Origin of the sequence: Adhaeribacter rhizoryzae (genome assembly GCF_008629685.1) — a bacterium.
In the GTDB taxonomy this organism is placed as follows: domain Bacteria; phylum Bacteroidota; class Bacteroidia; order Cytophagales; family Hymenobacteraceae; genus Adhaeribacter; species Adhaeribacter rhizoryzae.
Genome location: NZ_VWSF01000007.1, coordinates 208,403 through 221,158, shown reverse-complemented (window position 1 = coordinate 221,158; position 12,756 = coordinate 208,403). Strand labels below are relative to the sequence as shown.

Below are 12,756 nucleotides of genomic sequence, written 5' to 3'. Positions count from 1 at the left end.
TTCTACACCCTGTAATTATATAATCCTAAACATAGCAATGAATAACGGGTAATTTATTGGTTATAAATTTTAATAAAAGCAATTGCAACATAACATCCAATTTGCATTATTAAAAATAATCGCTTTGAAAATCAACAAGTTAATAATTATTTTATTATATAATATTGCTACTATATTTATTTATTATTAACATTGCAACACTATTACACAAAAACAATAACCAAACTCCCCCTTTAAATATTAATGTTTAAAATATTCAAGCACCGGATTATTCCCAAGCCTGAATAAATTATTATAACCTCGTATTAAAATAAATTTTTTGTATTATTCCTTAATTAAAAACCCAAATGAATTTGAGAAGAACTTTTTACACAAAAACACTTACTTGTATTGCACTAGCTTCGGCTTTTACCATGTATGGCTGCCAGAAAGATGATTTTCAGGCTAGCCCTGAATTAAAAGCTACGGCTGTTGCTAATGCCTTACAGGCAAATAATAAAGTTGAAGGCCAGTATATTGTGGTATTTAAAAACAACGGCAAAAAAGCACAAGGCATAGTTAAGTCGTTAATTGCCAGAGGTATTATTAGCCCAGTCGAAAAGTCTGATATTCTGGAAGGCGTTGTGAATGGATTTGTAGCTAAATTATCTGCAAACCAAGTAGCGCAACTTCAGAAATATGCCGATGTAGCGGCTATTGAACAAGACCAGTATCTTACTTCTGACGGAGTAGCGAGTACTACTACCACAACCAATACTTACACTGTTTTACCTGGCGAAACTGTGCCGCAAGGCGTAGCAATGGTAGGTTACGGTGATGGCACCGGCAAAACCGCCTGGATAATTGATAGCGGTGTTGACATTAATAATTCGGATTTAAACGTAGATGTAGCCCGCAGCAAAAGCTTTCTGACAGGTGTTACCAGCGTACAGGATGGTTACGGTCACGGCACCATGATAGCCGGTATTATTGGGGCTAAAAATAATGGCACCGGTATTATTGGTGTAGCGCCAAACGCCACTATTGTAGCCTTACGCGTAGTAGACAATGCCGGAGTTGGCACTGCTGCTAATGCCATTAAAGCCGTAAACCATGTAAGCACCTACGGCAAAGCCGGCGATGTAGTTAATATCAGTGGTTCTTCTGGGGTATCAGCTACTTATGATACAGCCGTTAAAACAGTAGCCGCCAAAGGTATTTTCTTTGCTATTGCAGCTGGTAACAGCTCCGTAGATTGCATTAACAATTCGCCGCAGCGGGTAAATGTTACCAACGTTTATACCGTATCGGCAATGGATTACAATAATTATTTCTGGACCGGTTCTAACTTTGGTTCATCGGTAGATCTTTCTGCCCCAGGTGTAAATATTACTAGCTTAAAGATTGGTGGTGGCACTACTTACGGCACTGGTACTTCGTTTTCTGCGCCACACGTAGCCGGCTTATTGTTACTACAAGGTAATGCTATCGGTACCAATGGCACCGTAATCGGCGACCCTGACAGCACACCAGACCCTATTGCTCACTTTTAATATATTACCTTTCGTAAGTATTTTTTACTTAATACAAAACCAAAACAAAGAAGCCGCTTTATTGCGGCTTTTTTTGTTTTGGTTTAAACTCATGAAATAATATTTATACTAAAGCATTGCTGCGTTTTTCAATAAAGCAAAGGCTGTACCTTCCATTGCGGTCATTCTGAAAGAATCTAATTGGCGACTTGCTGGTAAGATTCTTCCAGAATGACCGCGGTGAGTGAATATTTAGTTATAATTATTTTATTTAAAGCATCCTACCTGTTTAATATGGGTATAATATTTATATTAAAGCATTCTTGCGCTTCTGAAAACCAGAACTGCTAACCCGGCTTACTTAGAGTTTAAAATAGCGGGATGCTGCCGTTAAATAGAGAGCATCCCGCCCAATGTTTTAAATAGTGTTTTATGGTAGTGCCTTATAAACAAATAGGAATAGGCACAATGGCACATTTGGGTAATATTACGGTTTTCTTAAAATCGGCTTCTCCGTTTCGGGTTAAAGGATGGCAGAAAAAATAATACCTATCGTCTACATCTTCATATATTTGGTGCTTATCGATGGTATAAACATAATAGTTATTATTCCCGCGTAATTGCACCGGTGAGTACCGGGTGTAATCAACATTTCTTAACCTAATCATATTAATAACTAATTTTTTATTTAAGCTTTCAGCTCGTTTATTATTTCTTATTTAGTAGCTTCCTAAATAATTATAGCTACTTGCTTGTATATTACTAATTCAAGGAACAGCTTCCGGGTGGCTGGTGCCATCTTATTAAACTGGCATGTGCCGTATTAACCTAAAGCTGTTCTAAGCATATCCTAAACCGGGTTACTCCTGGCCTATGATAAACTGGTTCTTATAGTTTTATTGGCGTTTTAAGGGTATTGGGTTCAGCGAAAGATTAGTATTCAAAAAAACTTCGGAGAAGAATGGCCTATAGCTTATAGGCTGAATAATGGTATTTGTAATTGTTAGGAATAAGCCAGTAACAATTAGAGTAATCGTGAACATTATTGTTATTTATTAATATATATAAAAAACTATATACTAACCCCGTGCCAAATTCCTTTTTGAAATATAACCTATTGTTATTCAGCATTTTAAAATATTACCTAATACTTTTTCCAATAATATTTAAAACTATATTAAACTAAACATTAATTTATAATTAGAAATATCCAATTATCACCGCGTTAATTTGTAATTAATATGGGAAATTATAGAACCAGATATTTGGACGAAAACAATTAAATATTCACAAAAACCAACTATTAACCCGTTTAAACAAGCTATAAATTGTACTTTTAAAAACTTCAACTTAAGTCAACAACTTTAAGAGCATGCAAAAAAGACAATTCCATATTTTGGAACGCTTAAAATACATAATAGAAGATGGGAGATTTTAGCGATATAGCTGGCAAAATAGTAAATATTACCGCTATTTACTTACCTGTGTAAGTTTAGAATGATTGGGAAAATTCCAGATACTGGAATAAATCTGAATAGAGAATAGGAAATGGAATATTAATTCTTTAACCCGAATCAGGCAATATTATATTGCAAATAGAGTTTGCCTTCAATGGTTAATTTCACCAAAAGCTTTTCTGCTACTGCTTTCGGTTCAATCCATCCTTCGGCTATCAGGTACTGCGTAACGTTGGCTAATTGCTCCCAGCTTTCGGTTTCCAGCCCTGGTATGTCAAACATATCATGAAAGCGCTCGGGCTCTGTATTTAAAGTATTCAGAATAACCTGCGTCAGAAAATACAATTCTTCGGATGTGGTTGTTTGGTATTCTAATGCAACCGCAAAATTAGCATCAGGTATTCTTTTTGACTCACACCGATAGTAACTTCTAATCTCACCACCTTCGGCTACTTCTAAACCGGTAAACTGGCTAAAAAAAGAATCTTGTAAGGAACTCAGCGTATTTGAGATATTGTAGCCTGGCAAATGCGTTCTGCCTTTCATTTCACTATTCAATGATCTATTAACAAATACCAATGGGTTCATCTTTTCACTTTTAAGCTATACAAATATATTATATGTAATATATATAATAAAGGACAATGTGCCCACTCGCGTAACATTAAATTTACTGGATACAACACACCTAATTAACTCTTATTTACTTCATTATCAGTCATTTGCAAATTTCTAATTTTAAAAATTAATACGATTTTTTAACAAATTAAAAAGTATATAATGTATCTTTTTTGAAATTATTTTTAAAGCAGGTATTGCCAGGCTGCTGTTATTATGCTTTTATCAGCAAGCTCTTTACTCATAACAAGGCCAGATAATTAGCCTACTTAAGTATATTAAAAGCAGAAACCATAAAAAAAGGGAAGCTTTTAGCTTCCCCCTTTAAACATTAAGTATAAATTCTTCTTACTTTTTAACCATTTTCAGGTTCTGCTGAAAATTATTAGTAGTTATGTTGATGATGTAAATGCCGGATGGATATTGGTTGCCCAAATTGAACCTTACATCGTTTGAGCCTTTAGTTAAGGTTACCGTTTTCTCCATTACTTTTTTACCTACCGCGTCGGTAATAGTTAAGCTGGCAATCTTCTGCGCGTCGGCATTAACTACTACTGTAAAACTTTCATCGAATGGATTGGGGTAAGCGGTTGCGGTTATGGCAATTTGCTCTTTCTTATAAGTTACTGCTTTAACTGCCGAGTAAGTTTCGGTGCCATCAAAATCAACCTGCTTTAAGCGATAATAAAGTACATCGGCTGGCTTGGTTTTACTGTCTAAGAAACTATACTGCTGCAGTTCTTTGGAGTTGCTGTTTTTAGAATCTACAAAACTTACTGGTTCAAAATTTTGGGCATCGGCAGAAACCTGCACCTCAAAACCTTTATTGTTGAGTTCCATGGCAGTAGCCCAGTTTAACTGTACATTCTGGCCCCGGCGTGTAGCGGTAAACTGTACTAATTCTACCGGCAGCAAAATACTTTGTTCGCCTAAAGTCCAGGAAGAGAAACCAGTTACTCCCATTAGAGAAATTGTTCTTTGAACCGGAGTGCGCGTATACGACCCAGCTTGCTCCAACCAAGGATTAGCTCCTTCTTTCTTATACATGCTCAGTTTTGCTTCATCCTGTCCCGATGATAGTTCGTTAGGTGCATATTTAAGGGTAATAGCGGTATTTAGGCCAGTACTGTTAGCCGCCGTAATGTCATAAACCCGTGTAATGCTTTGTCTTTCTTCGTTTAGCTGTATAGCGGCAATACCGGTAGAACGCACCACTCTGGTAGTACCAGGGCTTAAGCTGCCGGCCGTTGGGGCAAGTGTAAGCCCAACGCCGCCAAAGTTCTGCGTAAAACCTGCTGTTACGTTGCGGGTAGCTTCTACTTTACCCATTATATAACTGGTTTGGCTTTCGCTAAGGCTAGCCGTATTATTTAAAATAATTCTGTTTGCACCCGTATTAATGGTAGCGGCTATTACGTTTACATTACCATTTACCGGAATATTGCCGGCTAAAGACTTTGCAGCAGTACCAGCCGCAACTAAGTTATGATAGGGCAGCACCGGAATAATCTGCGAGCCCCCGTTAAATTCTACCGTATTATTGTTTGCACTATAGGTAACAATAGTGGCCGGAATGGTAAATGCTTCTGCTATCTTAATAGTACCAGGTGCCAGCGTAACGGTGTTGCCGGAGCGATTGCCCGAAATAATTAAATTTCTGTAATCAATGGGGCTTACTGTTTGAGCTCCTAGGGCATTATATTCTACAACAGATCCTGCATTTAGCACCGGGGTTACACCACTGTTGAGAGCAGTAGCTGCTCCGCCGGCAAATCCTTCTTCTACGTTGGTTTTAATAGCACCATCTACTATTACCTGACCAGTACCGGAAATTTGTTTTCTTAAATCAACGGTGATGCCCACCGGAACATTTAACCGGGCATTTGCGCCTAAAGTTAGTATTCCGGACCCATAAATAATTTTTGTACCATTAACGCTCATATTTATGTTGTTAGCAGAACCCGGGTTGAAGTTTAGGGCTCCGGCAACAGCATTAATATTACCGCTTATATTAATGTTACCAGATAAGTTAAGATTAAAATTAATAGCATTTGTAATGGTAAGGTTGTTCAGGTTTAAATTACCGATACCTGCCACTGTTTGCTCAAAAGCAGCATTATTTAACTCAAAGTTACTGTAAGTACGATCATTTAAATCCGGCGCAGTATTGCTTTCGTGCCGATACAAGCTACCCGGATCGAATATTAAAACCGAGTTAGGAGCGGCTGCACCAAAAGGAGAGCCTCCGGCTGCATTCCGGTAAGTAGCGCCCGAAGCAAAGCGTACGGTATTCAGGTTGATGGTACCAAACGGATTGCCGGAGAAATTTAGTCCTGTCCGGAAAGTACTGCCATTCTGAAAAATTAAGCCATCTACTTCTTCGGTAAATATGCGGTGTTCTGCTATACCGGCACCACCTCTTAAAGCTAAGGTTCCGGCTATTACACCTGTTTCGCCGGCGGTAACCCTTAAAGTAAGTTCCGCATCCGGCGAGGTATTATCTATAGTTACAGACGAGTTAGCCGCAATATCTAAATCTGCTCCGGTTACGCCATTATCTAAAATTAAGGATTTATCGGCTGCCACATGCAGGTTGGCAATTACACTGTTAATAAATTTAAGCTGACCAACGGTTTGAGAAGAGGCAAAATCCAGGTTTACAGTTGGGTTGGTGGTTTTGCTACCATCAAAGATTAATATATCAGCATTAGTAAGGGTATTACGTACAGGAGTCCAACTATTCGGGTCAGTCCAGTTACCTGAGCCTACGTTCCAGGTATACGTGGTATTAGGCACAATAACATTAAATATATCGCTGGAAGCTGCTCCCCCAGCAGTAGTTACTGTAACTGGCCCCGAAGTAGCACCGTTTGGTACCTGCACGGTTATCTGGCTGTCATTGTCTACGGTAAAGGAAGCCGAAGTACCATTAAAGCTTACATTTACCGCATTGGCAAAGTTAGTTCCGGTTATGGTTACTAATGCCCCTATTTTACCGGAAGACGGAGAAATACTTGTAATTGCTGGCGCCGGTACTACTAAAGTAAAAGTCTCATTGTTTGCTGTGCTGCCAGTAGTAGTAACCGTAACAACAACCGGTCCGGCAGCAACGCCAGTTGGCACTTCCGCAATAATTTCACCATCGCTGATTACTTCATAAGCCGCTATTTCCCCATTAAATCTTACATCGGTAGCACCTGAGAAATTAACGCCCGTTATGGTAATTATTTCTCCTGCCATAGCTGCACTTGGCGTTACTTCAGAAATAAAGGGTGCCGACACAACAATCGTAAATGTTTCACTGGTAGCGGTACCGCCCGTTGTAGTAATTGATATAGGCCCTGTAACAGCGCCAACCGGTACTTCTGCAATAATTTCGCCATCGCTATTTACTTCGTAAGCAGCTGGCAGACCGTTACTAAAACTTACATCGGTAGCACCGGTAAAGTTAATACCGGTAATGGTAATAATATCGCCTACCGAACCAAAATCCGGTGAAATGGCATGAATTTCCGGAAGCAGTAAAACGTTGAAGTTATTAGCACTGGCAACTGTACCGCCCGAAGTAGTAATGGTAATAGATCCGGTAGTAGCACTTGCCGGTACAGTAGCGGTAATCTGAGTGTTGCTATTTACGGTATATGCCGCTGGCACAGCGTTAAACTTTACACTAGTAGCCCCGGTAAAATCGGTACCCGTAATAATTACCGTTTGCCCAATGGGTCCGCTGGCCGGCGTAAAACCCGAAATTGTAGGTGCCGGCTGCGATACAACGGTAAACGTTGGTCCATTAACTGAACTTTTTGCGTTAGAAACATTAATAGCACCAGAACTAGCACCTGCCGGTACGGTAGTGGTTATTTGCCCATCGTTATTAATAACAAAGCTGGCAGCAGTACCATTAAAGGTAACATCGGTGGTATTAATTAAGTTAGTACCCGAAATAACTACCGTATTACCTATCTGGCCGGAAGCCGGAGAAATATTACTTATAGTAGCCGGCAAGATATCAGCACTACCGGTTAAATTAATGGTATAGGTACCTTCGTTGCTATCGTTATTTAAAACTGTAATAGTAGCTGTTTTATTCCCGAAACTGGTAGGCGCAAAAGAAACCGTATAAGTAGTATTACCGCCAGGCGCAACCGTAGCGGACGTAGCACTCTGATCAATTTTAAATTCATTTGCATTAGTGCCGGCAATAGAAACAAGCGGCATACCAGATAAATTTAAATCTACTGTACCCGTGTTTAGGATGGTGAAAGCAATGGCATTACCGGTTGTTTTAACATTTTGCGTAGCAAAGGTATAGGTACTTCCAGTAAGGTAATCTACAGCTCCTTGCCTAATATTTATTTCTGGCCCGTTGTTAGCTGCTATATGAACACCATCTAGTTGAAAATTTTGTGTTCCATTTTTGGCTATAAACCGGAACCGAATATACCGGGAAGTACTACTGGGATAATCGGTGATGGCAGTATTAGCATTAGCTCTTTTTAAATCTGCAGCAATTGTTCTTAGCACAGTATAAGCCGAACCATCAGCAGATTCTTCAACCAAAACAGTACCGCCAAATGCAGTACTAATTCCGGAATAACTGGCAAAATAAGTAAGCGCCCCGGGAGAACCGGTAAAATTGACAATAATATTATCGCCAACACCATCAAAATTAGCGGTACCGCCGCTCGAAGAAGCCCCAATAGAATTACCGCCCATTTCAGAACTGTAATCTACGCCCAAGCCAGTTTGTGTCCAGCCAGTTTTATTCATGCCTTGCCACGGGCCATCATGTCTGGCCGGCAGCGTTGCCTGGCCCAGAGCATCTGTTAGGGATAGACTTAGCAAAACCAACCAAGCCCACAAAAATAGGCTTCTGGTATGCACCCTCATAAACTGTAGATTTTTTTTCATACGCACTTACTTTTTTACTAACTATTAACCTTCTATTTATCTAGAAACAAAAACATTTATTAAAATTCATTTTTATACTTTTCGTATAAATTGCATTTTAGCACGCAATATAATTTTAATTATTAACATGCTATAATATATTTTTCAAAAAAAATATACAAAATAAATAATATTAGTTATACAATATTATTTATATGAAAATTATACAATATATATAGGCATTTAAAGTGCACTAAGAAATATATAGTATTATAAAACCCAATTAATGCCGCAAGCCACAATTACAATATTTCACTAAAACATAAATAATAGCCAGAACAAAGCTTAGCTTTTTCAAATAAATAAATCTCAAATAGCAATATTATACCGGGTATAAATTATAATTATTTAAACATCAACTTAAATTATTATTAAACTATATATAAAGCTGGGAGCAGATTTGCATTCGGGAAAAGCACAAAAAAAAGCTCCTGCCAATTAAGACAGGAGCTTTTTAAACTATGAGGTATTATTAATAATTAACCGTAAGGTGGTTTATCAATTTTTGGTTTGTTTGTATTCCGGTTCGGATGGCTGCCTAATTTGGTATCAATAGTTGGCTCATCTATATCATCGGTGTACTCGGCGCGTAATCTTTCGTGCAGTTCATCTTCGCTATCGGGGCTTACCGGCTTTACGCCGGCGTTGCTTTGGCCGTTGCCGGCCGGATCGCCGGTATGCTCTTTAGACTGCTTATTGGTTGAATTGCTTTTATAAGGCATATCTTTTTTCTCCTTCCATCATTAGGTTAAATATCATCATCGTCTTCATCTAAATCCTCATCCAGATCCAGATCGTCGTCGTCCAGGTCATCGTCAAAATCCGTATCATCAAAATCAGTGTCATCAATATCGTCGTCGCCAACATCATCTATGTCCACATCATCTAAATCATCTTCCTCATCCAAATCATCTTCATCCGCTCCAAGTTTGCTGTTAATAGAGCTTCTGCCATTTAACTGAGAGCTTACCGGAATGCCATCGGTGTGCACATTCGGGTCTACAGTATCTTCGTTAATCGAAATCGCTGTGGCACCATCACCGGTATCTGTGCCAAAACCATTGCGGCCATCGCGGTCGCCGAAACCACCCCGGGCATGGTCATTTTTTGGAGGATCCGCGCCCGGAATGATATGACCGGCTTGCATTTCTTCATAGTCGGTGTTGCTTTCAATCACCCGAACACGTCTTTCGCTATTCTTTACTGGTGCCATAACTTTCTTTATTATGCTGTTATTGTAATAACTAGTTTAAGGTTTATAAATACACGAGAATCGTAATTTCTGTTTTTTACTCAATTTAGGCTATTGGGGTTTAATTTTTTACCCTGCTACTAATTCGCCGCCGTTTACATGTATTACCTGGCCAGTAACGTAAGAGGCATCTTCGCTAGCCAGAAAAACATAGGCCGGCGCTACTTCAGACGGCTGCCCCATGCGCCCCAATGGCGTATTTTTGCCAAAATCTTCTACATTTTCCAGCGTAGCCGGAATCAGGGGTGTCCAGATGGGGCCTGGAGCCACGGCATTTACCCGAATGCCTTTGCTGGCCAGGTTTTGCGAAAGCGAACGCGTAAAAGTAGTAATGGCGCCTTTTGTAGCCGAATAATCCATTAGATGGCTGCTGCCCCGGAAAGAAGTAACCGAAGTAGAATTTATGATAACATCGCCTTTTTGCAGATGTTTTAAAGCCGCTTGCGTTACAAAAAAGAAAGAGAAAATATTGGTCCGGAAAGTTTTTTCTAATTGCTCCCCGGTTATTTCTTCCAGGTTTTCCTTTTCGTGTTGTTCGGCCGCGTTGTTAACCACAATATTTAAACTGCCTAGCTCATCTACGGCTTGCTGTACCAACTGCTTACAAAACTGTTCATCGCGCAGGTCGCCGGGCAATAATAAACATTTCCGACCTTCGGCTTCCACCATTTTTTTAGTATCCTGGGCATCTTTGTCCTCATTTAGGTACACAATAGCTACATCGGCTCCTTCGCGGGCAAAATGTACGGCTACTGCCCGGCCAATACCGCTATCGCCGCCGGTAATCAGGGCAACTTTACCTTCTAGCTTATTGCTTCCTTTGTACGATTGCCGGATAATTTCCGGCTCTGGATTCATTTTGTGCTCTTTCCCCGGTTGCTCGGCCTGATGCTGGTCGGGCACCGACGTTGGTTTATTTTCCATAGCTTGGTAATGGGTTGAGGGTTGGTCGGTTAAAAGGGTTTTCTATACGACCATCTAAACCACTGGTTTTGTTTAAGCCTGAATTTATCCGAAATAATGCTTAAATATTTCCGGAATAAGGCGGTTTGCACCCAATCTTGTTTTATAAATTTCTTTTAGTAGCTTACCTTATTAAATTTTAGAGCCTGAAATTAAGAAATACCTAATTATAATAATGCCCTGCTTTGTACCCGGTGGCAGCATAAAAAGCGCTACCCGTAACCATGTTTTTGTAATGAAGAAAACACTTCTGCTTTGTTGTATAATATTACTAGCGGCCTGTCCATTTAGCGGCTGGAGCCAAAGCCAAAACAATCAGGCAAATCCAGAACCTGTTACCATAGAAGTAAATTTAGCGCAGGAAAAAGGTAAGCTAGACCCGGTTTGGGCGTGGTTTGGGTACGATGAACCCAATTACACCTACATGAAAGATGGCAAAAAACTGCTCTCGGAACTGGCAGCTTTAAGTCCGGTGCCGGTATACGTACGGGCACATAATTTACTTACTTCCGGCGATGGTACACCTGGTTTAAAGTGGGGTTCTACCAATGCTTACACCGAAGACCAGAACGGCAATCCGGTTTATAACTGGACGATTGTTGACAAAATAATGGATACGTACGTAGAGCGGGGTATGCGGCCACTGGCCCAATTAGGCTTTATGCCCGAAGCTTTATCTACTAAACCGCAACCTTACCGGCATACCTGGCAACCCGGCCAACCCTACGAAAAAATATATACTGGCTGGACTTACCCACCCAAAGACTATAAAAAGTGGGCCGATTTAATTTATGCCTGGGTACAGCACTCCGTAGAACGTTACGGCAAAGAAAAAGTAGAAACCTGGTATTGGGAACTATGGAACGAACCCGATAGCCCGTACTGGTCAGGCACCGTAGAAGAATATTGCAAGCTCTACGATTATTCGGCTGATGCGGTAAAACGGGCTTTACCTACGGCTAAAATAGGCGGGCCGCACGTAACCGGGCCGGCCGGTAACCGGGGCGCTAAGTTTCTGCAAACCTTTTTAGAACATTGCGTGCGGGGCACCAATTACGTAACCGGCCAGAAAGGCAGCCCCCTCGATTTTATTGCTTACCACGCCAAAGGAGCGCCGCGCCTGGTAGATGGCCGGGTACGCATGGATATGGGCCGGCAGTTGCGCGATATTTCTAAAGGTTTTGAAATAGTAGCTTCTTACCCGGAGTTAAAGCAGTTACCTATTATTATCGGCGAATCGGACCCGGAAGGCTGCGCAGCTTGCGGCATGCAAACCAACCCCGAAAATGCTTACCGTAACGGTACCATGTACGCCAGCTACACCGCCGCTTCTTTTGCCCGCAAATATGCGTTGGCCGATCATTTTGGCATTAATTTTAAAGGTGCCGTATCGTGGTCTTTTGAGTTTGAAAACCAGCCCTGGTTTTACGGCTTTCGCGATTTAGCCACCAACGGCGTAGATAAGCCAGTACTGAATGTGTTCCGGATGTTTGGCATGATGCAAGGCAACAGGGTAGGGGTGAGCGGGAATTTAGCTTACGATTATTTAGCCGTACGCGACCAGAGCATAAGAGGGCCGCAACCCGATGTAAATGCCTTAGCCAGTAAAGGTGCCAATACTGCCGCGGTAATGGTTTGGAACTACCATGACCTGGATGTGGCCACACCGGCCGTACCCGTAACAATAAATATTAAGGATATCCCCGCTAAAAAAGTAACGCTCACCCATTACCGCATCGATCAGGAACACAGCAATTCTTACACAGTTTGGCAAAAAATGGGTTCACCGCAAAATCCTACCTCTGAACAAATTGCGCAACTCGAAAAAGCCGGACAACTACAAACATTGGGCAAGCCTAAAAAACATAAAACAAAAAACGGTTCGTTAGCTCTAAATATGTCGTTGCCCCACCAGGGAGTTTCTTTACTAAAATTAGATTGGTAAGTAAGTTAACGGTTATTTATTAAAAATTAAAGGTTGAAAATTATGTGAGTGGCAGCTGCC

Annotated in this window: 8 protein-coding genes; 2 read left to right on the top strand and 6 right to left on the bottom strand. The window is 40.7% G+C overall.

Annotated features, from left to right (window positions below; genetic code table 11):
• Window positions 1-347 precede the first annotated feature (347 nt).
• The gene (locus F0145_RS11730; RefSeq protein WP_150088593.1) at window positions 348-1,532 is read left to right on the top strand and encodes a S8 family peptidase; all 1,185 of its coding nucleotides are present in this window, start codon (window positions 348-350) and stop codon (window positions 1,530-1,532) included.
• Window positions 1,533-1,954: 422 nt separating this feature from the next.
• Here the strand turns inward: F0145_RS11730 and F0145_RS11725 are convergent, their stop codons facing one another.
• The 6 genes from F0145_RS11725 to F0145_RS11700 form a co-directional block, all read right to left on the bottom strand.
• Window positions 1,955-2,179 carry a hypothetical protein gene (locus tag F0145_RS11725; RefSeq protein WP_150088592.1) on the bottom strand — a complete coding sequence of 75 codons (225 nt, stop codon included), beginning with the start codon at window positions 2,177-2,179 and terminating at the stop codon, window positions 1,955-1,957.
• Window positions 2,180-3,085: 906 nt separating this feature from the next.
• Entirely contained in the window at window positions 3,086-3,514 is a 429-nt protein-coding gene (locus F0145_RS11720; protein WP_150088591.1) for a hypothetical protein, read from the bottom strand.
• Between the two features lie 420 nt (window positions 3,515-3,934).
• The gene (locus F0145_RS11715) at window positions 3,935-8,497 is read right to left on the bottom strand and encodes an IPT/TIG domain-containing protein (RefSeq protein ID WP_150088590.1); all 4,563 of its coding nucleotides are present in this window, start codon (window positions 8,495-8,497) and stop codon (window positions 3,935-3,937) included.
• A 518-nt stretch (window positions 8,498-9,015) separates the two neighbouring features.
• Window positions 9,016-9,258, bottom strand: coding sequence for a hypothetical protein (locus tag F0145_RS11710; protein ID WP_150088589.1), 243 nt, complete (start codon window positions 9,256-9,258; stop codon window positions 9,016-9,018).
• Between the two features lie 26 nt (window positions 9,259-9,284).
• Window positions 9,285-9,749, bottom strand: a complete 465-nt coding sequence (locus F0145_RS11705; protein WP_150088588.1) for a hypothetical protein — start codon at window positions 9,747-9,749, stop codon at window positions 9,285-9,287.
• Between the two features lie 108 nt (window positions 9,750-9,857).
• Window positions 9,858-10,712, bottom strand: a complete 855-nt coding sequence (locus tag F0145_RS11700) for an SDR family oxidoreductase (RefSeq protein WP_150088587.1) — start codon at window positions 10,710-10,712, stop codon at window positions 9,858-9,860.
• Between the two features lie 274 nt (window positions 10,713-10,986).
• Here F0145_RS11700 and F0145_RS11695 point away from each other — a divergent pair, with 274 nt between their 5' ends.
• On the top strand, window positions 10,987-12,696 hold the full coding sequence (locus F0145_RS11695) for a GH39 family glycosyl hydrolase (RefSeq protein WP_150088586.1): 1,710 nt from the start codon (window positions 10,987-10,989) through the stop codon (window positions 12,694-12,696).
• Window positions 12,697-12,756 lie beyond the last annotated feature (60 nt).

Coding starts and splice junctions, on each gene's coding strand:
- F0145_RS11720 (WP_150088591.1), bottom strand. CDS start 3,514: ATGAAAGGCAGAACGCATTTGCCAGGCTACAATATCTCAAATACGCTG.
- F0145_RS11695 (WP_150088586.1), top strand. CDS start 10,987: ATGAAGAAAACACTTCTGCTTTGTTGTATAATATTACTAGCGGCCTGT.
- F0145_RS11715 (WP_150088590.1), bottom strand. CDS start 8,497: ATGAAAAAAAATCTACAGTTTATGAGGGTGCATACCAGAAGCCTATTT.
- F0145_RS11700 (WP_150088587.1), bottom strand. CDS start 10,712: ATGGAAAATAAACCAACGTCGGTGCCCGACCAGCATCAGGCCGAGCAA.
- F0145_RS11710 (WP_150088589.1), bottom strand. CDS start 9,258: ATGCCTTATAAAAGCAATTCAACCAATAAGCAGTCTAAAGAGCATACC.
- F0145_RS11725 (WP_150088592.1), bottom strand. CDS start 2,179: ATGATTAGGTTAAGAAATGTTGATTACACCCGGTACTCACCGGTGCAA.
- F0145_RS11730 (WP_150088593.1), top strand. CDS start 348: ATGAATTTGAGAAGAACTTTTTACACAAAAACACTTACTTGTATTGCA.
- F0145_RS11705 (WP_150088588.1), bottom strand. CDS start 9,749: ATGGCACCAGTAAAGAATAGCGAAAGACGTGTTCGGGTGATTGAAAGC.